This window comes from Idiomarina sp. UBA3176, assembly GCF_002364295.1.
Taxonomy (GTDB): domain Bacteria; phylum Pseudomonadota; class Gammaproteobacteria; order Enterobacterales; family Alteromonadaceae; genus Idiomarina; species Idiomarina loihiensis.
The window spans coordinates 17,571-42,019 of record NZ_DEXU01000009.1 but is presented as its reverse complement, the minus strand read 5'-3'; the positions used below and the strand labels follow the sequence as shown (position 1 = coordinate 42,019).

At 47.1% G+C, this 24,449-nt stretch carries 20 protein-coding genes; 11 read left to right on the top strand and 9 right to left on the bottom strand.

Features of this window, described 5'->3' with window-relative positions; all coding sequences use genetic code 11:
• The first annotated feature begins 76 nt into the window (after nt 1-76).
• Genes B2U97_RS04450 through B2U97_RS04440 form a run of 3 tightly spaced genes read left to right on the top strand, consistent with a single transcriptional unit; the run spans nt 77 to nt 2,304 of the window.
• Nucleotides 77-478 (top strand): transposase, encoded by a 402-nt coding sequence (locus B2U97_RS04450; RefSeq protein ID WP_034823199.1) that lies wholly within the window; start codon nt 77-79, stop codon nt 476-478.
• Nucleotides 478-1,551 (top strand): IS3 family transposase, encoded by a 1,074-nt coding sequence (locus tag B2U97_RS04445; protein ID WP_051018816.1) that lies wholly within the window; start codon nt 478-480, stop codon nt 1,549-1,551. Before B2U97_RS04450 ends, B2U97_RS04445 begins: the two co-directional genes overlap by 1 nt.
• Before the next feature lie 33 nt (nt 1,552-1,584).
• On the top strand, nt 1,585-2,304 hold the full coding sequence (locus B2U97_RS04440) for an endo alpha-1,4 polygalactosaminidase (RefSeq protein WP_348664175.1): 720 nt from the start codon (nt 1,585-1,587) through the stop codon (nt 2,302-2,304).
• 56 nt (nt 2,305-2,360) lie between these two features.
• Here B2U97_RS04440 and B2U97_RS04435 read toward each other — a convergent pair whose 3' ends face one another.
• From B2U97_RS04435 to B2U97_RS04425, 3 genes are all read right to left on the bottom strand, one after another.
• A complete protein-coding gene (locus B2U97_RS04435; RefSeq protein WP_011235819.1) occupies nt 2,361-3,029 on the bottom strand; it encodes an HAD family hydrolase in 669 nt (222 codons plus the stop codon).
• Between the two features lie 26 nt (nt 3,030-3,055).
• The gene (locus tag B2U97_RS04430; protein WP_011235818.1) at nt 3,056-5,095 is read right to left on the bottom strand and encodes a phosphocholine-specific phospholipase C; all 2,040 of its coding nucleotides are present in this window, start codon (nt 5,093-5,095) and stop codon (nt 3,056-3,058) included.
• A gap of 62 nt (nt 5,096-5,157) precedes the next feature.
• Entirely contained in the window at nt 5,158-7,503 is a 2,346-nt protein-coding gene (locus B2U97_RS04425; RefSeq protein ID WP_286825241.1) for a TonB-dependent receptor, read from the bottom strand.
• 226 nt (nt 7,504-7,729) lie between these two features.
• Between B2U97_RS04425 and B2U97_RS04420 the strand changes: the two genes are divergently transcribed.
• The 3 genes from B2U97_RS04420 (at nt 7,730) to B2U97_RS04410 (ending at nt 11,340) form a co-directional block, all read left to right on the top strand.
• Nucleotides 7,730-8,524: a DeoR/GlpR family DNA-binding transcription regulator gene (locus B2U97_RS04420; protein ID WP_050731329.1), complete on the top strand. Its 795-nt coding sequence runs from the start codon at nt 7,730-7,732 to the stop codon at nt 8,522-8,524.
• A gap of 91 nt (nt 8,525-8,615) precedes the next feature.
• Nucleotides 8,616-9,917: a DUF5690 family protein gene (locus tag B2U97_RS04415; protein WP_011235815.1), complete on the top strand. Its 1,302-nt coding sequence runs from the start codon at nt 8,616-8,618 to the stop codon at nt 9,915-9,917.
• 193 nt (nt 9,918-10,110) lie between these two features.
• Entirely contained in the window at nt 10,111-11,340 is a 1,230-nt protein-coding gene (locus B2U97_RS04410) for a permease (protein ID WP_286825239.1), read from the top strand.
• Here B2U97_RS04410 and B2U97_RS04405 read toward each other — a convergent pair.
• The 3 genes from B2U97_RS04405 to B2U97_RS04395 are packed head-to-tail and all read right to left on the bottom strand — an operon-like array spanning nt 11,337 to nt 14,930.
• Complete coding sequence (locus B2U97_RS04405; RefSeq protein WP_273025260.1) at nt 11,337-11,696, bottom strand: MerC domain-containing protein; 360 nt, start codon at nt 11,694-11,696, stop codon at nt 11,337-11,339. The genes B2U97_RS04410 and B2U97_RS04405 overlap by 4 nt on opposite strands.
• Nucleotides 11,697-11,713: 17 nt before the next feature.
• Nucleotides 11,714-12,859, bottom strand: a complete 1,146-nt coding sequence (locus B2U97_RS04400; RefSeq protein WP_286825237.1) for a DUF1624 domain-containing protein — start codon at nt 12,857-12,859, stop codon at nt 11,714-11,716.
• The gene (locus tag B2U97_RS04395; RefSeq protein ID WP_286830271.1) at nt 12,849-14,930 is read right to left on the bottom strand and encodes a TonB-dependent siderophore receptor; all 2,082 of its coding nucleotides are present in this window, start codon (nt 14,928-14,930) and stop codon (nt 12,849-12,851) included. Before B2U97_RS04395 ends, B2U97_RS04400 begins: the two co-directional genes overlap by 11 nt.
• Nucleotides 14,931-15,051: 121 nt before the next feature.
• Between B2U97_RS04395 and B2U97_RS04390 the strand changes: the two genes are divergently transcribed.
• Together B2U97_RS04390 and B2U97_RS04385 are read left to right on the top strand one after the other, a co-directional pair.
• Nucleotides 15,052-15,930, top strand: coding sequence for a cation diffusion facilitator family transporter (locus tag B2U97_RS04390; protein WP_034819486.1), 879 nt, complete (start codon nt 15,052-15,054; stop codon nt 15,928-15,930).
• 12 nt (nt 15,931-15,942) lie between these two features.
• On the top strand, nt 15,943-16,515 hold the full coding sequence (locus tag B2U97_RS04385; protein WP_286825222.1) for a glutathione S-transferase family protein: 573 nt from the start codon (nt 15,943-15,945) through the stop codon (nt 16,513-16,515).
• Here the strand turns inward: B2U97_RS04385 and B2U97_RS04380 are convergent.
• The gene (locus B2U97_RS04380) at nt 16,512-18,170 is read right to left on the bottom strand and encodes an acetolactate synthase large subunit (protein ID WP_255801549.1); all 1,659 of its coding nucleotides are present in this window, start codon (nt 18,168-18,170) and stop codon (nt 16,512-16,514) included. The two genes, B2U97_RS04385 and B2U97_RS04380, sit on opposite strands and share 4 nt — an antisense overlap.
• A 119-nt stretch (nt 18,171-18,289) precedes the next feature.
• The gene (locus B2U97_RS04375; RefSeq protein ID WP_286825220.1) at nt 18,290-18,667 is read right to left on the bottom strand and encodes a DUF4168 domain-containing protein; all 378 of its coding nucleotides are present in this window, start codon (nt 18,665-18,667) and stop codon (nt 18,290-18,292) included.
• A gap of 168 nt (nt 18,668-18,835) precedes the next feature.
• Between B2U97_RS04375 and B2U97_RS04370 the strand changes: the two genes are divergently transcribed.
• From B2U97_RS04370 to B2U97_RS04360, 3 genes are all read left to right on the top strand, one after another.
• Entirely contained in the window at nt 18,836-20,323 is a 1,488-nt protein-coding gene (locus B2U97_RS04370) for a sensor histidine kinase (protein WP_286825215.1), read from the top strand.
• Nucleotides 20,320-21,660, top strand: coding sequence for a sigma-54-dependent transcriptional regulator (locus B2U97_RS04365; RefSeq protein ID WP_153849311.1), 1,341 nt, complete (start codon nt 20,320-20,322; stop codon nt 21,658-21,660). Before B2U97_RS04370 ends, B2U97_RS04365 begins: the two co-directional genes overlap by 4 nt.
• 63 nt (nt 21,661-21,723) lie before the next feature.
• Complete coding sequence (locus B2U97_RS04360) at nt 21,724-22,410, top strand: type 1 glutamine amidotransferase domain-containing protein (protein ID WP_011235804.1); 687 nt, start codon at nt 21,724-21,726, stop codon at nt 22,408-22,410.
• 5 nt (nt 22,411-22,415) lie between these two features.
• Here the strand turns inward: B2U97_RS04360 and B2U97_RS04355 are convergent, their stop codons facing one another.
• Nucleotides 22,416-24,449 carry a TonB-dependent receptor family protein gene (locus B2U97_RS04355; RefSeq protein WP_286830269.1) on the bottom strand — a complete coding sequence of 678 codons (2,034 nt, stop codon included), beginning with the start codon at nt 24,447-24,449 and terminating at the stop codon, nt 22,416-22,418.

Genomic DNA, 24,449 nt, shown 5'->3' with positions numbered 1-24,449 from the left:
GCCCTGCGTGTCAGCATGGTGTTGAACCAGAGGTTTTTACGATAACATAGATTTCAGGGCGGACTAGGAGAGCCAAATGCCAAAACCTGTTAGCACTATCAGCCCCGAAATCACGCCAGCACCCGAGCATGAAAAGCGCACACGGCGTACGTTCAGTGTTGAGTATAAACTCGATATTCTGAGAAAGGCCGATGCCTGTCAACACGGCGAGCTCGGTCAGTTATTACGTCGTGAAAATCTGTATTCTAACCAATTAGCGCAGTGGCGTCGTGAGTTTAGTGAACAGGGTGTCGCGGGTTTATCGAAATCACAACCCGGCCCTCAATCCAGCCAAACACCAGAGCAAAAGCGCATTGAGAAGCTGGAAAAAGAAAATCAGCGCCTGCAGGAGCAGTTGCGGCTGAAAGACAGTTGTCTTGATCTCCAAAAAAAAGCCTTTGCGTTGATCGATCAAACGGACACCGGGAGCAACTCATAATGTTGCTCCAAAACAATGCGTTTAAACACATTCCTGAGCGAACGGCTTGTGACATACTGGCACTCAATCGTAATACGGTACGTCGACATCGTCGCAGAGCGGCGTTTTGCGGCCCGCCAATGCCTCGTCGGTCGTCGCGCCAACAGGCGGCGCAACCGAGTGCTTTATCGACCGCTGAGCGCAGCGAAGTAGAACAACAACTAAGCAGTGAAGCGTATTGTAATCAGCCACCGGTGCAGGTTTATCATTCGTTGCTGGAGCAAGGTGTTTATTTATGCTCGATTAGCACCATGCATCGTATTTTACGCGTCAACAAACTAAGCGGCGAGCGCCGGAAACAGCGACCGCCTCAGACTCATACCGTACCGCGACTGAAAGCAACATGTTCCAACGAAGTCTGGACCTGGGACATTACGAAATTAGCGACCGAAAAGCGCGGCGAATACCTCTCGTTATATGTCGTGATGGACTTATTCAGTCGTTATGTCGTCGCCTGGATGTTATCACGCAAAGAAAACAGCAAATTAGCACAACAGCTGATTGAACAGGCCGCCGAACGTTACGGCATTGAGCAGAACAGCCTGACCGTACACCAGGATCGCGGTATGCCGATGACCGCTCACTGCTATCTGGATGTGTTATCCGACTTAACGATAACCGCCAGTCACAGCCGGCCCCGCGTCAGTAATGATAACCCGATGAGCGAAGCGCAGTTTAAGACGCTGAAATATCAGCCTGACTACCCACGCCGATTTAAGGGTTACGGCCACGCACTTGACTGGTGTCGCGATTACTTTCGTTGGTATAACGAAAGCCATTACCACAGCAATCTAGCCGGTTACACACCCGAGCAGGTCTTTACCGGCGAATGGAAAACACTGGCTGAAACACGACAACAAGCGTTGGACAACGCGTTTAATCAGCACCCGGAGCGGTTTAGAAAACGTCCGCGTGTTCAGTCTCCACCGGCAACGGTCGAAATCAACCCGGTAACTGAAGACGATAATGATGATGTTGCAGAGTCCGGAGTAAACTTCCCGACGCTGCCAAGGTTCATAGAAAAAACAATTTAACTTTTACACTGCTGGTTCAAATGAGGTTGACACATTCCGGAGGCGTTCGATATCGACTTATTTGAAGGTGCCGAGGGTGGTGACGACAGTATTATCAGTTCATTAAAGGACAACGGTAAACGGGTTATTTGTTATTTTAGTGCCGGAACCCGTGAAGACTGGCGGCCCGATGCGACTGAATTTTCGGAAGACGCGGTTATTGCCAACGGTGAAATGGCGGACTGGCCGGGTGAAGTATGGCTGGACATAAACAATGAGGCTGTCCTGAATGAAAACATCAAACCCATTATGGAAGCGCGTCTGGACTTAGCTCAATCTGCAGGTTGTGATGCGGTTGAACCCGACAATGTCGACGGCTATATAAACACTGACGAGACAAAAGGCATTATCACTTACGATGATCAGCTAAATTACAATAAATGGTTAGCCAATGCCGCACACTCGCGAGGGTTAAGCATTGGTTTAAAGAATGATGTAGACCAACTGAATGAACTGGTTAATGACTTTGATTTTGCCGTAAACGAACAGTGTTATGCCTACGGAAATGAATGCGTGAGTTACGAGGACACTTTCCTGAAAAATAACAAAGCGGTGTTTGTGCAGGAATATTATGAAGACGGCTCAGAGGGTGAAATCAGCCAGCAGGAGTTTGAAAGTAATGCCTGCTCTTACTTCCTTGACGTTGGAATATCCGCTTTATGGAAAGAGGGTTTTAACCTGGATGGGGAAAATGTTCTGAGCTGCAGCGAATAGAATTTTAAAGCAAAGGTCAGTTTCATTAAAACAAGAAAACGAACTGACCTTTGAGCTTATATGCTCCACTCGTGAGTATGCCAGTCGTTTTCTTTCGCAATTGAGCGCATTTGTTCGTTACCATTTATAACATGGCTGTTAAGCGCGTAATCCAGTAATGGTACGTCGTTAATTGAGTCACTATATATGCAGCCTAACGGTAAGTCTTCTAAGTCGTGCTGTTTTTGCCACTGCTTTAAAAGAGCAACTTTTCCTTCTCCAAAGCTAAATGGCTCTATTAGGTTTTGTGTGAACTTATTGCTAGAGACCTCAATATCGATTCCAATAACATACTGAATACCAAAAAGAGCAGCAATGGGCTCTACTATAATGGTGGGGCTGGCAGAAATAACCAGAAGAATGTCTCCTGCTTTCTGATGCTCCCTGACTTTACGCATACCTTCTGTATAAATGCGAGGCTTAATATAGTGTTCAGCAAATTCGGCAGCCAGAGTTCTGATTTCAGTAACCCGTTTACCTTTTATGGGTAAAACCCATGCCTGCATATAATCCTTCATATTCATTCGTCCGCTACTGTAATCCTGCATGATTTCGCTGCAAATCTCAGTCGCTTCTTTGCTGTAAGGCCAAGAGTTTTTTCGTAAAAAGTACATCCAGTCCTGCGCACTATCTGAATCAACCAGGGTGCCATCAAGGTCAAATACAGTAAGCTTTGGTTTTGTCATTATTAAAGTACGTCCTTAAGTACACCTTAACGATTCAGGCGGCCGGCAAATTGTCTAAGAAAAGAATCAGATGAGGTGCTCGTCACTGAGACATCGTAGCGTTGATTACTGTCCGTCGGTATATGAACGACCTGTCCTTGAGGCAGCCTTTTTTTCGTATCAACGTCTTGTCCAAGATAGTAGGTAAAGCCGTCACTACGAGCCAATAGGCCGCAGTACTTGCCGTCACTGATAAAGCTAATATCTCTTCCGGGTTGTATTTCAGAATGTTTTCCTGCTAAGCGACGATGAAAACCTTCTGGCCCCATGACTTGCAAGTCATAAGCATCTTCAATTAGCGTCCACTCTCTGCTCGTTTTATTTTTGGCTTCGATAGTATATCGGTGCGGAATTGAGTCCAGATTCAGTCGGTTGTAAACATGGAATACAGCAGCGTGCTTGCCTTTATTAATGAAGGTCAGCTTCAATGTATTGGTTTCCGGCAGCTCATCCCACTCTAAATCCAGCTTATAGAGGCTAGGCCGGTGTGGACGCATACCCGGTTCCTGGGCAGGCATCGACTGTTGAATCGGAAGTTTAGGCGTTGTTCTTTTTGGCAGTGCCGCTGCCCTTTTTGCGTCAGCTGTGGGGTCAGGAAAAGCTAACGGCAAGTCCCTGTTTGGATTTACGAAGTCAAAAGCATTTGTGAAATCACCACAAACAGCCCGTCGCCAGGGGCTAATGTTGGGTTCTAAAACACCGAAACGTTGTTCCAGAAAACGAATAACCGAAGTATGATCGAGAACTTCCGAGTTAATGTAGCCGCCCCGACTCCAGGGAGAAATTACGTAGGCTGGAACGCGTGGTCCCAATCCGTAGGGTCTTCCCATGTAGTCTTGTACTTCCAACGACTCATCCGCTTCGGATCGATGAGTATGATACTCCCCTCGGGTAGACACCTGAGAATGGCCTGCATATCCGCCGGGTGATGCTGGATCTTCTGAAGGCGGTGCTGGTGGCGGTACGTGATCGAAAAATCCGTCGTTTTCATCAAACATGATAAACAATGCTGTTTTTGCCCAAACCTCAGGATTCGCCGTTAGAGCGTCTAATACCTCTGAGGTATATGCAGCCCCTTGTGCCGGGCTAGATGGTCCAGGATGCTCGGAACCTTCCGCTGTTGCTATAATATAAGATACAGAAGGCAACTTATTTTCCATAATATCTTCTCGCAGCTGGTCTAAAGCCTGAGTCGTTAACCCTCGTTTTGCGAGCTCTGGATTTGAACCTGGCTTACCTGCTACTGAGTTTTGAAACGCAGCAAACCCGACAAGCGGATTGTCCGTAAAATTATCCGACATATCCTGATAAATACGCCAATTTACACCTGCTTCCTGCAACCTTTCCACGTAGGTTGTCCAGGTGTATGGAATGGCTGCACCACCATCTTCAGGTAAACGGTCATGTGAGTTACCAATACTCGGCCCACCAAATTGGGCCTGCCCGTCGTTGGTTCCGGACCAGAGGAACAAACGGTTGGAGTTGGTTCCCGCATGCATAGAACAATGGTAAGCATCGCATAGTGTAAAGGCATCGGCTAAGGCGTACTGAAATGGCATATCCGCGCGCTCAAAGTAACCCATTGAGTGCAGATTTTTTGCTTCTGGCCAACGATCCATGTGCCCGTTATCCCAAGCCGCTTGCGCATCTGGCCAGGAATGAGGCGTGCCTTCTACACGCATATGTTCGAATGTTTGGCGTGTATTTAACGCAAATGGGGTGACAAATTTAGGGCCTATTTCAGTTTGGTTTAATTGCGTGAATATCGTACGGTCTTTGATTTGGTCAAACGATTTAGCTGGTGCAGGATAAGGGTCGGAAAAACCTCGTGCTCCTGACAAGGTACCGAAGTAATGATCAAAAGACCGATTTTCCTGCATCAGAATAACCACGTGCTCAATATCTTTTATCGTGCCAGTACGTACCGCAGCAGGAATAGCCAAAGCTCTTGATATTGCGGGAAAAGAAGCCATTACGCTGGCAGCTCCTGCCCCTAAAAGAAACCGACGGCGACTAATATCGACCATAGAAGTAACTCCTTGAAGAGGCATTAGATTTCGAAATCTAATGCCTCTTACCTAACATCTGGTTAAAAATCAGCACTAACAGAGAAAGTCACCGTTCTTGGTGAACCGGGATAAACACTGTTACTGCCAACAGCCGATATATACTCATCGTCGAGCAGGTTATTCACATTCAAACGCAGGCGAAGAGCCGATATGCTGGAGGAAACACCCTGAATATCAGTACCAATGTAGGCATCTACCACTTCATACCCAGGCGCGGTGGCTGAGTTCTCAAAGTTGATAAATCTATCCCCAATATGGCGCAGAGAGATTCCACTCGTTATGTTGCTACCGACATAATCAGCTGCGATGGTGAAGAAAGTTTTTGGTCCGCCGTATACTTGGTTCCCAGCCCGAATTTCTGCGTCTTGGTCAAGACCGGTATCACCTGTACTAAGGTACTCAGCATCATTATAGGTATAAGACCCAGAAACTCTCAGGCCGCTGGTAACTTGATATGAGGTGAGCAGTTCAGCGCCGCGACTCTTCTGACCACCAACGTTCACATAGCTGCCGTCGACTTCTTCTTTGTAATCGATACCATCCAATACACTAGTATCCAATTGTACAATTCGGTTATCGAATTTAATGTCGTATAAGGTAACCGCTGCGTTAAAGCCATTGTTGATATAACGGAAGCCTAACTCAATGTTCTCCGCCGTTTCAGGATCAATGCCACCCAGTTCTGAATTAGATAAACCGGAATCAATGATACCAGGAACAATGGATTTATAGTTTTCAGAGTAGCCGGCAAATAACTCTAAACCATTAACCGGTGTTGTATAGGTTAACCCTGCGTAGAGTAACGGATCTGAAGTGGAGTCTAATTGACCCGTTCTGTCATCGTTATAGAAGTGATCAACCGTAGTATCGACCTGATATTGTTTTACGCCGAGACTTGCGCTCAGCGGGCCTAAAACCGCTTTTTCCTGAGCGTAGTACATGAGTTCTTTAGTGTTTGCTTCGGTTTTATATTGAATCCAGTAAGGGGTTTCATTGAATTCCGGGCTAATTGCCGAGTTCTCAACTAAATGCCATGAGCGCGTTACATCGGCATCGTAGTTTTCATACCAAAACCCGCTGCGTAAGGTATGTTGTATGTTGCCAGTTTCAAAGTCGTAGGAAACATCCCCCGTTATGCCATAACGATGATTGGCATAATTTGACGTACGATATGAGCCAACCCCTTCGACATTGCCATCATAACAATTGGGATCTTTTTCAGCGTCTAAACCATATTGACCAGTGCAAGAGTCAATCAATGTACCTGGTACATTTGTACCGGCGTTAACGAAAAAGATATCGTCACCCTCGTAATCGCCATAAATTGTGTTACCGGAGCGTTCGTTATCCAGGTTTCCATCTCCATCGACATCGGTAATGTAGGGAGGGATCCAGTCACCACGGCCTTTCATTCTGTGATAATAAACGGCGGTATTGAATGAAAAGTTGCCAAAGTCTTTTTCGACCTGAAAACTATAAAATGAATTATCACGCAGTGCACGCCAGCCATCGCGATAGTTTTCATCAAGACCAGGAATTCCGGTCCAGTTCATGTGTAATCCGTCGTGACGAGGGTTTTCATAATAATCTTCTAAAGAAACATATTCATATTCGTTTTCATTAGCCGAATTGTAGGTAGCGAAGCCTGTAATATGAAACCCATCAATAATGGTTGTGATTTTACCCGTAAGATAATCTTTCTCCGTGATAGCTTCATTATCCCAAACGTCCTTATTTTGCGAAGATGAGCCACTGAGATAGAAGTAGGTATCTGGACTAATTTCACCTGAGTCGTAACGGAAACGGTACTTACTCGCGTCCTGGTCGCCTGCCATATAGAGTAAGCTTAAGTTTTCTTCCATTAATGGATCGGAAGTAATGAAATTCAGTGTTCCACCTAATGCCTCATTTGATCTCGAGCTGATATCCGCCGTTCCCTGACTGACTTCCACGGTTTCAAGATCGAGCACGTCAATAAATCTATTCGCTTTACTACCGCCGCCGTAGTTTGAGCCGCCGTTTGGTAAGCCATCAAGCGTTGTACCAATTTGCCCGTTATTGGTATTAAAGCCTCGCATTCGGATGTTAGTCATCCAGTCAGATGAACCGAAGGTATCAGCTTCCTGTACAATAACTCCGGGTAATTCCTGTACAACAGTGTTTACTGAAGCATTGGCTGGACGACGTGAAATCATATCCATTGAAACCGTGTTTGAGGCGAAAGTCTGTCTCTTACCTACAACAATGATTTCTTCCATTTGTTCGTCTTTTTTACTCGTTTCTTCTTTATCCTGATCAGCTATCGCTGATGCTGAGGCTATTGCCAGTATTAATGGTGAAAGTGCAAATCGTTTGTAGCCGTTCATGTGTATCTCCCCAGGTATGCTAAACGTGGAAGTAATAGGACCAAAATGACCTTTCACCTCCAGCTATGATTTTGAGCGAGGCCAATATAGAATTAAAATGTGACAGTGGTGTGATATTTTGTTGTATTAATTATTAATAATGTGAGTTTATGTGGTTTTTAATGTTGGAAGTGGATTAAGATTTACTTCTGCTCTAAAGTAGCAACTTGTTAACTCATTGAATTACATGCGCGCAACCAATAAACGTGTGGGGATGGATGTGAATATGTCTGAGCGTTTAATCACTATGTTGGAGTTGATTAGGCTTCATAGATCAATGTCTGTTGTCGATCTTTCACAGCGTTTTGAGGTGTCAGAAGAAACCATACGACGTGATATACGGCAGTTAGAAACTACCGGCAGAGTGGTTAAAGTGCATGGTGGAGTTCGTCTTTCCACTTCAACTCTAGAGCCCCCATACCAAGGGCGCGTAAGTTTGAATGCTGCGGCTAAAAAAGAAGTTGGAGAGAAAGCTACCGAATTAGTCGAAGATGGGATGACGGTTTTTATTGACTGTGGTTCAACCAGTTACTGGTTTTCAAGAATGTTGACCAAACCTAAGAAGTTACTGGTAGTGACAAATTCGCTGGATGTAGCAAATGAAGTCATTGGTCGCGATGATTGGCGGTTAGCATTTACTGGTGGACAAATTGATCCAGATTACCGGGCCGCTTTCGGGCGGGAAGCTATTATTCAGGCTCGGCAGTTCACACCCGATCTGCTATTTCTGTCTATCGGTGGTATTCATTCCGACATAGGGCTACTTGATTTCAGTATTGATGAGGCTAATTTTAAGCGTTCACTTCTTGATAGAGCTCGCCGAAAAGTCGTACTGACCGATTCTTCAAAGTTTAGTGGGGCTGGTTCCGTTCATCTGGCCGATTTTGACCAAATTGATACGATAGTTTGTGATAAACCGCCCGAAGACCCGTTGAAATCTGCACTCGATAATGCCCAAGTGGAGGTTATTTGTAGCCGTTAACCCGCTATCAGGTTAGCGTCGGGTAGTAACATAAATTCTTCATATTCTGCGCGTAATATTGGCCGTTCTCACAATGGTAGGAATGGCACTTATGGTTTCTCTCACTAAGAATACAAAGCGCAGTAACACCTTCTGGTTTATTCTCTACGCCTCAAGTGCCGCTTTCTCGACCTATTTTTGTATGTATGCGTTCCGGAAGCCTTTTGCCGTGGCAAGCTACGAACAGGCTCAGTTCGTTGCAGGGATCGATTTCAAAAGTGCATTAATTATTGCGCAGGTATTAGGTTACGCCCTATCCAAGTTTGTCGGTATTAAAGTCGTATCGGAAATGACGGCAAATTATCGCAGTGTTGCCATTCTCACGTTGGTAATGGCAGCACAGTGCTCACTTATGGCTTTTGCCGTTGCGCCGGGGAACTGGAAGCTAGTCGCGCTATTCTTTAACGGTTTACCGTTAGGCATAATCTGGGGCCTGGTCTTCAGTTACTTAGAGGGAAGAAGAACCACGGAAGTCTTGGGTGCTATTTTATCTATTAGTTTCATTGTGTCTTCTGGTGTCGTAAAAACCGTCGGTAAATACCTGATGCTGGACTTACAAGTCAGCGAATACTGGATGCCGGCTGCCACGGGCGCTATTTTTACTATCCCGTTATTCATTTCCGTATATTTTCTTTCCAGGATTCCCCCGCCGACACACCAGGATAAAGAGGAACGCCATAAAAGGGAGCCAATGACATCCGAAGATAGGATCCAATTAGTGCGGAAATACTCGATAGGTTTGGGCTGCATGGTCGTCAGTTATATATTACTGACCGCTATGCGCGACTTCAGTGACAATTTTGCAGCAGAAATATGGATAGAACTAGGGTATGGCGACAGACCCGCAATATTTTCTTCCGTTGCGCTGTATACGTCATTGACTGTTCTACTTTTGCTAAGCTCGATAATGTGGATTAAAAACAATTTTCGGGCATTTATGGTTAACCATCTGATGGTTATTGGGGGATTTCTTCTCTTAGGTGTTAGCAGCTTATTCTATCAAAGCGGTGGAATTTCAGGTTCATCATGGATGATAGCGCTAACTATTGGGATTTATCTGGCTTATGTTCCTTTTAACTGTCTTATTTTCGATCGCATGTTATCGATGATAAACGACAAAGCTAATGCCGGATTTCTTATTTATATCGCGGATGCTATGGGTTATGCGGGAACCGTCGGTATACTGCTGTACCGTAACTTCTTTGAAATAAAGCTAAGTTGGCTAAACTTTCTATTAGAGAGCGCTTACTTTACGGCTCTTCTGGGTAGCGTGTTGATGGTATGTTCCGCCTGGTTTTTCCGCCAGCGCTTCTATAAAGAACACTCAAAGACTCTTATTAAAAGCTCAGCTTAACTGGAAATGAAAAGGGGCTACACGAAAGCGGCTCAAAAGTGCTCTTTTAAGAAAACGTCACGAGACTGTCACGGAACAAGGCGTTTTGATCAATTTTGGACAGGCTTAACGTAAGCTACTATTTTGAATGTAGTCATATTTTTATTTTAATCTGCTGAATTCTAAAATAATTTAACCAGACCAAGGAGCCAGCATGGAGAATTTTCTATCGCTATGGGGTGAGTCGGCCTATACCAGCCTGGGTTTTTTCTGGATGGCGCTGTGGGCGTTTGTATTAGGTTATTTAATCAGTAGCTTAATCCAAGTGCTTATCACTAAGCGGCGAATGCGCAAGGCTATGGGCGGCAATGATCTTAAGTCTGTGTCGCTGGGTACTTTCTTTGGCTTTATCTCCAGTTCCTGCAGTTTTGCTGCGCTATCAACCACCCGGGCTTTGTTTAACAAAGGGGCTGCGTTCAGTGCTTCAATGGCGTTTATGCTGGCCTCCACGAATCTGGTTATTGAACTGGGTTTTGTTATTTCTATTTTCCTTGGTTGGCAGTTTGTAGTTGGTGAATACGTTGGCGGGTTGTTGCTAATTCTATTCGTCTGGCTCTTTATTACGCTAACCAACCCTAAAAACCTAATTAAGAATGCGCGAAAAGAAGACGAAGAGGACGACGAACATCAACACGAGAGCACATTATCGGATCTTTTCAGTAAGGATACCTGGCAGAAAGTTGGCCAAAAGTACGTAATGGAATGGCAAATGGTCTGGCAAGACGTACTCATTGGTTTTACCGTTGCCGGCGTTATTTCAGCCTTTGTGCCTAGTGCGTTTTTTGAATGGTTGTTTATTGGTGTGGGTACAGAGGGTGACCCGGGTTTCTGGTCGTTACTTCAACAAGCGGTAGTGGGTCCGGTGGCTGCATTTTTCACCTTTATTGGTTCTATGGGCAACATTCCATTAGCGGCCGTTTTGTTTGGTGAAGGTGTGGCCTTTGCAGGGGTTATGGCGTTTATTTTTTCCGACTTAATTGTACTGCCGGTGCTCAAAATTAATGCGCGGTATTATGGCTGGAAAATGGCTATGTACATCGCTTTAATGCTCTTTACCTGCCTGGTCGCGGCGTCTTTAGCTATGCATTATGGTTTACTGGCGTTCGATCTACTGCCGGATGCGTCGCAGTGGTCCTCTCCGGCAGAACAACAGCACTTTAAGCTGGACTATGGTTTTGTTCTGAACCTTATTTTCTTATTGCTGAGCGTGGTTATGGTTGTGCTTTGGCGGCAGAAGCAAAAAGAACACGAACACCACCATCATCATCATGACCATGGCGACTCTTCTTCGTTGAGCGACAAGGTCATGAATGGACTGTGCGGTATCAGTGTCCTTTGGTTATTAGGAGGAATGGGCTTTTATCTTACAAGTAGCGCCGGTTAGTCCTGACCGGCGCAGTGCTCGTGCTTTAAATGAAAAAAGTGACCACTAATTAAGGTAAGCGAGCCAATAATAGTGAGTAAGATTTCAATTGGGCCATGAAAAAACTGGGCGATAACGACCGCTAAACAACCAAGCGGCAGTAGTACCCGACTGAGCTTCGCCTGCGGGTTTTTCCAGGCATAATACCCCTGAAATATCGCCATGGTTAACACCGGCAGCAATAATAGCCGGTGGAACAAAGGCGTTTCCAGAACACTCGCTAACGAGTTTGTCCCCAGAAAAATAAGCAGTATTGGCGTTGCCAGACAATGGACAAAACACAGGCCAGAGAAAAACATACCGAGGCGGTCACTCATTCCTTTCTCCTTAACCATCATAAATATTTCACCCAGGCTTTATTGCTGCGACGTTTGTATCGGTTAAACACTTGCGTTGGCTTATACAGTAAGGCGGCCAGTACAATGGTGGTTAACCACACCCAATAAATGTTGGGCAGACTCATAAAGCCTTCCTCCGGCGCCCCTAAAACTGCGGTAGCCAGAGTATAAAGCAGCAATAAAATGTAAAGGTGGACTATGTAGAAAAACATGGGTGCGCCACCGAAAGCGGTCAGAACTTCCGTCCACTTTCCTTGTAAGCGCTCCATTAGGTAAAGCATGGCAAACATGCCGGCAAAGGTTATTTGCAGAAAATTCAGCGATGGCGGGTACTTGGTCACATTGAATATAGCCCGCGCGGTGGCGGCTAAACTCTCTTGCTGAGACCAGGCCTGTGTCTCGCCGTAGATATTAAAACCACGCAGCAACAGAAAGCCGGCGAGGCAAAACGTCGTTAGCCCTAATAACCAACAGGCTCTGCGCTCAGATGAGAAGGATTTGGAATACAAAGGTCCGGCCGCATAACCCAGCAAAATAACGCCTATCCACGGCAGTAACGGGTAGCTGGCTCGTATTGATAATGCGTCGGACTGTAAAATATAGCCGCGGTCATGAAGAATGGTCCAGGCTGTATAGCCCCACTCACCCGGGTTCAGTTGAATAAAGTCCAGTGCATTGTGCCCGGCAACAATAAGCAGACCCAACACAAACAGAAGCCGGTACGGTAAATTAACGCAGGCACCCAGAATGAGCATGCACAGACCAATAACCCATATTACTTGCAGGTACAGTGTTTCGTAGGCGCCAAACCATGAAAAGTTGATGACCGTAAGTTCCAATATCACCAGGAACAGTCCGCGCTTCCATAAAAACTCACGGGCGACGCTGGGCGAACCGTCATGCTTTTGCTGATACAACCAGGCTGAAAGGCCGGTTAGAAACACAAATATGGGCGCACAAAAATGTGCGGCAAAACGGCTCCAGAATAAGCCCGGCTCCGTAGTTTCCAGTATCATAGGGTCTGCAACCGGGTGGTTATAAAAAAAACGTTCCCGTACGTGGTCCAGCAACATCAATATAATGACCAGCCCACGCAACGCATCAATACTGTTAATTCTTTGCGTAATATTTTTAGAATTCATAAGTCAGGCTCACTGAAAACTGTCTTGGGGCTCCTGGTGTTGTCCAAAGCGCAGAGTAGGCGTTCGACATGTAATACTCGTCAAAAAGGTTATCAACGTTTATCTGTAATTCAGTGTTGTCGGTTAACCGGTGTGTATAGAACAGATCAAACACCTGATAACTGGGCAGACGATACGACTGATCGACCGTAGCGCCTAAACGGTCATCCACATATCGTGCGGTAAGCCCTATATCAGCATTAATTTGCCAGTGCCTGAGATCGTGTTTAACCATGGCGTTAAAGGTATTCTGAGGAATATTTACCAGGTCACTACCGGCAGGGACATTGACGCCCCAGTCGTAAACGGTAATATCATTTTTTGTTTCACTGTCTATGTAGCTGTAGGCAACCCGTAAATCGGTGTAACTGCCCAGCGACATGCCCCCATCTATTTCAAACCCTCTGCTGGTTGCAGCGCCCAGCGTGGCCGGGTAGCCTGGGTGAACCGGGTCATCCGTAAGAATGTTGGTTTTGGTGGCATCGAAAACAGCAGCGTTTAACCGAAAGCCGTTAGCGGAATATTTCATGCCCAGCTCTACTGAGTCGCTCTCTTCTGGCTTAAACCCCTGACCTTCGAAGTCGGTGCCGCTAATAGGAACAAAGCCTTCTGAATAACTGGCATAAAGGGTTAAGTTATCCGTTGGCAGGTAGCTCAGTGCCACGCGCGGGCTCACTCGGCTTTCATCCTGTTCAGATTCCGTACCTGATACCAGTTCTAAGGTTTCTTGCGTGTACTGATCCAGTCTTAAGCCCATTAGTAGATGCCACTGGTCATTAAGTTCAAGCTGATCCTGCAGGTACAAACCAAAACCTTTTTGATTCTCGTCGTTAATGTACTGGGTATGAAGTTCCGGTTTAGCTGCACCATACTGAGGGTTAAAAATATCCAGCTCGTAAGTACCTGGCTCCGGACGGACACGGTCTAATAAAGTGTATAAGTCATAACGGTATGCGTCGGTTCCCATCAGTAAGTGATGGGTCATGCCGAACAACTCTGCGTTACCGCTTAATTCGAGTCTTAATGATAAATCATCGGAATCGTAGTCACGACGACGGTGCTGACGGGTTAGAGTGCGACCGTCTTCAAATAATTTTTGGCGCGAGCCGGAAAGTTCGGCATCCGACGAGTAGCCGTCTAACTTTGTGCTTCTGGCATTAATACCACCGGTTAAAAACCAGTCATTTAGCAGGTAGTGCTCAAAGGTTAACTGGTGGCCTTGTGAAATGATTTCAGTAGGTTCATCACTTGGTTCGCCCAGAAAGCGGTCTCTTGGCACGGTTCTAATATTGTTATCTAAAACCACTATGCCACGGTCAAACAGCTGCTCCTGCTGCATGAATTCAAAGGCATAAAGTATGGAGGTGTCTTTACCCAGTTGCCAGCGCAGAGACGGGTTAACAACCTTTTTCTTGCTGCTGACATGATCCCGGAAACTGTCATCATCCTGTATCGCACCGTTTATCCGCGCGGATACGCTATCGCTAATACCGCCAGTGTAGTCACCTTCAATACGATAGCGGTCATCGCTGCCAAGCGAGGTTTTTAAGTATCCTTCTGGAGCGTACTGCGGTTTGCGGGTAACCACGTTAATCACCCCTCCCGGGTCCGAGCGGCCATACAGTGCAGAGCCCGGGCCTTTCAGAACTTCTACGTACTCAATATTGGAAACGTCCCGATGCCCGCCGAATCCGCGACCACTGGAGAAACCATTAACTAAATAACCAGTAGGTACATTTTCGTTGCCCGGAAACCCGCGCATGGAGTAGCTGTCCCATAAGTTACCGCCGTCGTTTTGCAAAGCAATTGACGGAGAAAACAGCAAAACATCGCGAAAACGGGAGATATTAATATCATCCACCAGGCTGCGGTCCAGCGTAGTAATTGCCTGAGGAATTTCTGAAACAGGAACATCTCCGCGGTAAGCCTGACGATAATTGACTTCAATGTGTTCGAAAGACTCCTGTTCTTGCGCGAACGAGCCCGTACTCATGATAGAGAGTAAACTTAGAGTAACTGCTTGGTATTTCATGGGGGCAACACAACTCAATTAAAAACGTAATGTTATATTATAACAATCGGTTTCTAATGTCGAATTCTGGTTCGCTTAGTATTAAGATGAATGAATACCGACATTGGTAATAAGGAGCTTTATGCACCATCACCATCATCACCACGAGAGTTCATCGGAGCGAATTGGTTGGGCGTTTTTCCTTAATCTGTGCTTTACCGTTATTGAATTTATCGGTGGGATATTAACCAATAGTACGGCCATTTTAGCTGACGCGGTGCACGATCTCGGCGACAGCATTTCTATTGGTATGGCCTGGTTGCTGGATAAATTCAGTCGTAAAGATGCCACGCAGACCTTTACCTATGGCTATCAACGCTTATCTCTGGTTGGCGCTTTTATTAACGCGGTTGTACTGACTGCAGGCTCAATCTGGATTTTATTTGAAGCCATTCCCCGTTTATGGAACCCGGTAATGCCAATGGCGGAGGGTATGGCGTTACTGGCGGTATTCGGCGTTATTGTGAATGGTTATGCGGCGTTTAAATTGTCGCATGGTAAATCGTTAAACGAACGCGTACTTAACTGGCACTTACTAGAGGACGTTCTGGGCTGGGTTGCTGTTTTAATCGTGTCGATTATCTTAATCTTTGTCGACTGGCCTATTCTTGACCCTCTGCTTTCCATTGGCTTCACTTTGTTCATTCTGGTTAACGTTCTTCGTCACTTGGGTTCTACCGTTAAGCTCTTTGTTCAGGCCTCACCAGACCCCGAAGTGTACCGGAAAATACGTGAACAATTGACCTCGCTGGAACTGGTTGATGACGCCCATCATTTGCATTTTTGGTCGTTGGATGGCGAGCGTCATGTATTAACCGCGCATATTGTGGTATCAAAAGAACTGGAATGTTCAGAGCGCGCACTTTTAAAGCAGCAAATATCACAGCAGCTGGCAGCGTTTGAATTAGCTCATACCACCATTGAACTGGAATACCCTGACGAAGCTTGTCGAGACCATTAACAGGAGAAGATCATGGAATTGTTCGGAAGTTATACCTCGCCGTTCGTAAGACATTGCCGTATTGCTTTACTTGAAACTAAGACAAAGTTTTCATTTACCGAAACGGATTTTGAAACCAGTGCCAAATTAAGTCCGGCGAAAAAGGTTCCCTTTCTTCACCACAATGATTTGCGCCTGCACGACTCTACCAGCATTCTCAAATACGTGCGGGACAAGGCGGATGAGCGCTTCATTGCCGATGTAAAAGATTTTGATCAGTACTGTCTGGTCAATACGGCGATGGACTCGGCAATTAACGTGTTTTTGCTGGAGAGAGAAGGCGTAACAGCTGACAGTGTTAAGTATGTTAAACGCCAACAGCAGCGTATTGATGACATACTGCAACTGATGGAAGATAAAGAGCATGCGGTGGCTTATGAAGGGCCTCATCCCTTTAGTGACGGAGAGCTACGTTTAGGTTGTTTCCTTAGCTGGGGGCTTTTCCGTGAGCGTTTTAACTTAGATAAGTATCCGCGACTTCAGGCCTTTGTCGATAAGTTAAACGACTACCCTTATTTCGCGGATACTGATCCGAACCGTTCTTAAATATCTTTAATGGCGCGGCTGCGTTCGGGGATTTCCTCGTTCAGCAGTCGGTCATTTTGTGAATAGTTCACGGGTACATCAATAAGGTGTACGCCGGGTTTGTTCAGGCAGTCTTTTAACAGCGGTATCAAATTTTCCGTTTTATCTAAACGGTAACCGTTAGCGCCGTAAGACTCTGCATATTTCACAAAATCCGGGTTATTGAAATCTAAGCCGTAGTCGCTCAGTTTCATATGCTGCTGTTTCCACTTGATCATGCCATAGCCGCTGTCATTTAAGATAACGACAACGATATCCAGCCCCATGCGCACAGCAGTTTCAAGCTCCTGAGAGTTCATCATAAAACCGCCGTCACCGCATATTGCCATGACTTTCTTTTCCGGATTAACCAGCTTCGCGGCCATGGCCGATGGTAAGCCTGCACCCATTGAGGCAAGGGCATTATCCAGTAGTACCGTATTTGGCTGACGAGCCGGGTAATTACGTGCAAACCAAATTTTGTAGATGCCGTTATCCAGTGCAATGACACCGTCATCTGGCATAGCTTCACGCACATCTTCTACCAGACGCTGGGGTAACACCGGAAAGCTTCCGTCATGAGCGCCTTCATCGGTATGGTCGCGCATGTGATCGCGAACTTTCAGCATAAAGTCGAAATCCCAGTGACTTTGCGGCTCAATCCCTTCTTTTAACTGCCAGATACTGTTACCAATATCGCCGATCATGCTGGCATGAGGAAAGTAAACCGAATCAACCTGGGCACCCTGAAAGTTAATGTGTACCACTTTACGATTGTCGTTGTCGCCGGTTTTCATCATAAAGGGCGGCTTTTCCACCACGTCGTGACCGACATTAAGAATCAGGTCAGATTTTTCGATGGCGCGGTGCGGGTAATCGCCGTCGGAAACCGCCGCATTACCGAGCCAGCGTGGGTGGTCTTCGTTAATAACGCCCTTACCCATTTGCGTGGTAATAAAAGGAATACCGGTTTTATCGACAAATGCGCGCAGCATTTTTGCTGTAATTTTCCGATTGGCCGCAGCCCCTATCAACAGTACCGGGTGTTTTGCTTCGCGCAGTAATTCCAGCACGTGGCGGACCGATTTATGCTCGGTAATGGGGCGGCGCGAATGACTGGCTTCTATCGGAAGGCTGCTGACCTCTTCGCGACTGATATCATCCGAGAGCTCCAGGTGAGAAGCGCCGGGGCGTTCATCTTCAGCGCGACGAAAAGCCTCACGGATGTGCGCCGGAATACTGCTGGCGCTAATAATCGCCTGAGTGTATTTGGTAATGGGAGTCATCATGTCGACCACATCAATGATCTGGAATTGACCCTGATGACGTTCCTTTATGGGTTTTTGTCCAGTAATGACAACCATAGGCATAGCGCCGAGTTGCGCGTAGGCCACCGGTGTAACCAAGTTGGTTGCCCCCGGGCCTAAGGTGGAAAGGCACACCCCGGGTTTGCCGGTCAGGCGACCATAAGTGGCGGCCATGAAACCTGCGCCCTGTTCGTGGCGGGTTAAAATTAGCTCAATGCTGGATTTTGAGAGCGACTCAAGTAAGTCCAGGTTTTCTTCGCCGGGAATGCCGAAAATGTACTTCACACCCTCGTTTTCAAGTGCTTTTACGAATAAATCGGATGCTTTCACTTCGCTTTCTCCTTGCGTTAAAGAATATTCTTCTAGTTAGGCCTACGTAAAGCATAGGAGAGATGATCAAAAAAGGCAGCCAAAAGGCTGCCTTCTTAAACTACAATCGAGTAAATCGATTAAGAGTTTTCGTCACCAGTCAGCTTTTCTAAGCGGCCACGAAGTTCTTCGTCGTTTTGCGCCTGCTGAATAATCATGTTGTACTCTTGCGGAGTCAGACCTGCGTTTTCAACTGCTGCAATCATTTCTTCCTGTGCAGATTGTTGAATCTCACGCGCTTCTTCCTGATTTTCAGCTTGCTGGAACTGGTCGCGGTATTTTTCAGTAACGCCCTGAACATCTTCCATAGCGGTTACAAACTTAACCAGCATGCCTTCAGAAATTTCCTGAGTTTGCTGCTGTTGCGCCATAGACTCCTGAGCTTGTTGTTCCTGAGCTACTGCTGCTGTGCTACCCAGTGCGAATACTGTTGCTAATGCGATAATTGTCTTTTGCATGATAATCTCCTAGATGAATTTATCAGTTTTACTTACGCTCTAACTAAAGCGAAGACTGTGCCAACTTTTCAATTGTCTGATTTTTATAACTTTTTGTTCTTGCGAAGTTTGCGCCGAGAAAACCAACCAAAAAATGTGTATCCTTAGTACACAATTAAAGGAGGTCGTGTGACAAAAAGATACAGTTGGCCACTATCCAGTCTGCAAAGGCGGCTTCTGGTTTATGTCGTTATGCCAATGTTATTGATTTCCGGTGTAGCAATAAGCGTTGGGTTACAGGTTGCCTCTGATGAGTCTAATGAGCGGCTAAAAAGTGACTTAGAACTTCTGGGGCGAGCCATTAGCTTGCCTATAAGCGACGCCTTGTTGAATAACGACTTGTCTACAGTACAGGCGAATCTGGATTCGGTGTTCAATATTGGTCGGGTTTATGGTGCGTCGGTTTATAACGTGTATGGCCAGCAGGTAGCGGAAGCGGGCATTACTGAAACCGACTTAAGCAACAGTCAGTTAGCGCTACAAACCGTTCAGACTGGAATAAAGCAAGACGATTATCGTCGGGTGGAAGGCCGCGATGTCTTCTCTCAATTCCTGCCTATTGTTGATCGCGGTGGTCGCATTATTGGTTTATTACAGATAAACCGGCGGGCGAGTGACTTTGATGAGTCTTTTGAAACTTTAAGCCAATACGCATGGCTGAGCTGGGCGGCGTTCGGTTTAATTACTATTGCGGTACTGGTTTTTGGTCATTATCGCGGTGTCGGTCGGCATGTGGTGGCACTTAAGGACGCCATGTTGCGGGTCGCTGAAGGGAACCGCAGTACGCGGGTTACACCTGCTGGCCCGTCAGAATTGCAGGAGGTTGCGCAGGGTTTCAACCGTATGCTTGATAGTATCACCGAGGCTGAACAAGAGCTGGAGCAGCGCCGAGAGCACGAGGCCTCTCTGCAGCAAGCTTTGCGAGAACAGGAAAAAATGGCGGCTATTGGGAGTGTCGCCAGTGGTGTTGCGCACGAGCTAGGTGCTCCGCTTACCGTTATTGACGGCCGCGCCAGCCGCTTATTACGCAACCATAAAGACGAAGACAGTCAGCGCCAGCTAAAAGCGGTAAGAGGCCAGGTGCAGCGGTTAACCGGGCTGGTAAACCAGCTGTTGGCTTTCTCCCGTACGCCGGTACAGCAGCGCGAAACCATTTCTTTACGTGAGCTGATAGCAACAGCCATGACCAGCATAGAGTTTGAGCAGGATAAGGGGTCGGCCAAAGTGGTAATTAAGGAGCTTGTCGATGTTATTCTGAAAGTGGATATCAAGCGACTGGAACTGGCCTTGGTTAATGTTCTTCGCAATGGTTTGCAGGCCGCTGAATCGGAAGTTGTGGTGGCAGCTGAGTACGCCGGTGAAGGTGTCATTATCACCGTTGATGACGACGGTGAGGGGTTGCCCGAGTCTATGAAAGATAAAGCTTTGCAGCCTTTTGAAACTAATAAACCTCAGGGAAAAGGCACCGGGCTTGGTTTAACCATAGTGAAACACGTATTGAATGACCATAACGGAGAGTTGTCTTTAACAAACAACCCCAATGGTGGCTGTCGGGTTACCTTGAGTTTACCTGCGCAATGCCTTCGGCAAGCCGTTATTAAAGGAGGTAGTGAATGACCGCAGCAAAAGCCATGATAGGCGTTATTGAGGATGATCCGGCTCTGCAGGAGTTGCTGGTTGAAGAGCTGGAGGCCGAGGGCTATAAAGTCACCGCGTGGGGAAGTATTGAAGCCTTTAAAAAATCGGTAACGCCATTGGATTTGGTTATCAGCGATATTCGCTTACCGGGGTTGTCAGGCTTGTCTTTACTGGAAAGTTTAAAAAATGAAGATAACTCCCCTGCGCTGTTATTGATTACCGCATTTGGTACGGTTGATCAGGCGGTTGATGCCTTAAAACAAGGGGCCGATGACTTTCTAACCAAGCCGCTGGATGTTGAACACCTATTGCTTAGCGTAAAACGGATATTAGAACATCGGTCACTGCAGCGTGAGCTTAAACGGTATCGTCAGCAACAAAAGGGCCCCGGGGGCTTAGTCGGCCAAAGCCCGTCAATGCGTAAACTGTATGACCAGATAGAGCGCATAGCTCCGGCAGACGGCAGCGTCTTAATTACCGGTGAAAGCGGTACGGGTAAAGAGTTGGTGGCAAAGGCACTGCATCAGTTAAGTGACCGCGCTGAGCAGAGCTTCCAGGCGGTGAACTGTGCGGGCATTCCAGCCGAGTTAATGGAAAGCGAATTCTTTGGTCACACAGCTGGCGCATTTACCGGTGCTCAGAAAAAGCGTCAGGGTCTGCTTAAGCAGGCCGACGGCGGTACTTTGTTGCTGGACGAAATTGGTGAAATGCCAATGGCGCTGCAGGCTAAACTGCTACGTGTATTGCAGGAAGGCACGATTCGCGCCGTGGGCAGCGACGAAGAAGAAACGGTGAATGTCCGGATCCTGGCTGCAACCCACCAGAACTTAGAGCAACAGGTAGAAGACGGGCGCTTCCGGCAGGATTTATTTTACCGTCTGGAAACCTTTAGTTTACGAGTACCACCGCTGCGGGAACGGGGAGAAGATATTGAGCGTTTAGCTAATTTTTTCCTACAGCAGCTGCAGAAAAACAGTGATAAACCGGTTCGCAGCATTTCTCCGGCTGCACTGGAGCAGCTTTATTGCTATCGCTTTCCGGGCAACGTACGTGAATTACAGAATGCTATTGAACGTGCCTTTACTTTCTCCAGAGACGATAAAATAGCGGTTGAAGATTTACCGCAAAGAATTTTGGATAGTGAGCATGAACCCGACGTGGATTATGGCACCGAGTGGCCGACTCTGGATGAATATCAGAATCAGTACATTCGTAAGGTATTGACGCATGCCGAAGGGAATAAATCTAAAGCGGCAGAAATTCTCGGAGTCACAAGGCGCACTCTATACCGTTGGCTGGAACAGCATGGCGAGTGATCAAACGCGCGTTTAGGCACGTAGTCTATACTAAGTTTTTGAATCATTTAACAGGAGTACTAAGTGAAAGTATTAATGGTATTAACCTCACACGATAAGCTTGGTGACACAGACCATAAAACGGGTTTCTGGGTAGAAGAGTTTGCTGCTCCGTACTATGTTTTTACGGATTCCGGTGTGGACGTGACTCTGGCATCGCCTAAGGGTGGCAAGCCACCGATTGATCCAAACAGCACCACACCAGATGCACAAACCGAAGCAACAGAACGCTTTGATAAAGATGAGACGGCTCAGCACAAATTAGAAACGACCTGTAAGCTTGATGAAGTTGATCCGGAAGGTTTCGACGCAATTTTCTATCCGGGTGGTCACGGACCATTGTGGGATTTAACCAATAACGAGCATTCAATTAAGTTGATTGAGCATTTCTGGAGTCAGGGTAAACCCGTTGCTGCGGTCTGTCATGCCCCAGCCGTGTTGTTAAATGCTAAATCGCCAAGTGGTGACCCGATTGTTCAGGGACGCACGGTAACTGGCTTTAGTAACAGCGAAGAAGCTGCAGTAGAACTGACCAATGTAGTTCCGTTCTTGCTGGAAGACGAGTTGACCGCCAAAGGCGGCCATTATCGTAAGGTGGATGACTGGCAGGCATATGCCGTTCAGGACGGTATGTTAATTACCGGTCAGAATCCCGGTTCATCTGAGCAGACGGCACAGCGCCTGCTCGATGTGTTAAGAGCCAGCCTGTAATTGGCTTAAAAGCGTCGGCGCCAGCTAATGCCGACGCTTGCCTGCCGGCCTACGGCGGGCTCAAATGAACGTCCACTGCCCTGATTAACCACAACAGCTCCTACGTAGTCTTTGTCGGTAATGTTATCAACCCGTACCCACACATCCAGCTCGCTCTTAGCCCATTGCCAATCGCGGCTTACAGCAATATCCCAGGTCGTGTAAGACGGGGCAAAGGTATCATTTGCATCATTAACCGGTGTCTCGTTACGGTACTGGCCGGCTAACTGAACTAGCCACTGCTCTGTGGGTTGCCAGTTAAGACGCAGATAGCCCTGACTTTTTGCTACGCCGGGCAACTGATTTCCCTGTAACGGACCATTATCAAAAGTCGCGTCTATATAGCTGTATGACAGTAGTAAATCTAACTGCTGGGTCAGTGCGCCGTTAATACTGAGTTCAGCACCTTCGCGCGAGGTTTCCGACGCGTTGCGGTAGGTTGTGCGACCGTCGTTTGACTGATCCACCAGTATTTCGTCCTCGCTTTTAATACCGAAGAACGCGAAATGCAGTCGCCAGTCTTGTGGTAGTTGGTGTTTGATACCCCATTCCCATTGATCATTCGTGGACGGACCCAGTTCGCGGTTCAGGCCCGAGCCCTGGTTACGGTATGCCAGCTCAGTCAGTGTCGGTGTTTCAAATCCCTGCCCGATGCTCAGATAAGTCGCCGAGGTAGGCAGAAACTGCCAGGTAAATGAAACAGCTGCGGTGGTCTCACTAAAGTCGCTGCTGCCGCTGTCATCGGAGTTATCCAGATCGGTAAAGTAGTCTTCTACTTCATAATTGATGTCGCTGTAACGAACTCCGCCGGTTGCTGAAAGCTCTTCCGATAACTGCCACTGAAAACGTAGATAAGCTGATGCATTTTCAATCCAGTTAAATTCGTTGCGGCGCAAATCACCTTTTTCACCGCTGTCATTCACATAACCAAAGCGATGATCCTGCTGGCGCTCTAATTGCGCTCCCAGGGTTGCTGACCAGTTAACTCCGCGTTGACGCCAGCGCGCATGAGCACCTTCAAATTGACGAGAGACATCAATGACGGCGCCCGAGCTTGTTGTGTCGTCACCGGCAAAAGGCAGAAACTGCTCTATATCGCGGTCACCCTGCCACAGCGAGAGTAACCCCTCACCATTGTTGCTCTCATGAAACCAGCTAAAAGACCCCTGACGGTGGTGAATATCTTTCCGCGTGTTGAAATCAATTGCCCGTTGTACTGTCTGAGTTGGGTCTTCGCGCCAGTCTTCGGGCGTTAGTGCGCTGGGGTCTTGCAATAATGGCGCATCGTTATTGTCGTAACGAATAACAAAGCGGTTCTGCTCGTCCCACTGATGATACCAGCGTATCGCCTGCTGTTGGCGCTCGGCTGAGTTATGCCTGCGCGGGCCGTCGGTCTGAAAATCTGAGGCTAAAATTTGCAGCTGATTGGTGTTGGTTGCCCACTGGGCATTAACATTGTACCGCTGAGTGTCATTTTCGCTGAACTGTCCACCCCATTCCAACGCGGTTTCTGTTGGCTTGCGGCTGAACCATTCAACCACACCACCGCCGGAGTTACCGTACAGCGTTGCTAATGGACCGCGCAATACTTCCAGCGAATCAATGCTGTCGAGAAAAATGCTCGAAGTTTGTGCCTGTCCGTCGGGCATAGATAACGGAATGCCGTCGACATTTAACTGCAAACCCCTTACTCCAAAGGCCGCACGCGAGCCAAAGCCCCGAACCACCAGGCGTGTATCCTGTGCGTAGTTGTAACGGTTGTCAGCCTGAATGCCCGCCACCCCGGCTAAGGCATCGCCAGCATCAATCTTCATAGAAGGTAAGGTGTTTTCCACGCTCACGCGGTCGATACTGGCCGCAGTAGTCAACCAGGGCGTCTCGCTTTGTGTCGCTGTAACAACAACGGTTTCGTCTACGTCTGCGGAGTGAACAACGAAAGAGGCCGCCAATAAAGGCAGCCCCGTGTAAGTGAGTTTTCTTAATACAGCTGAGTACAACAT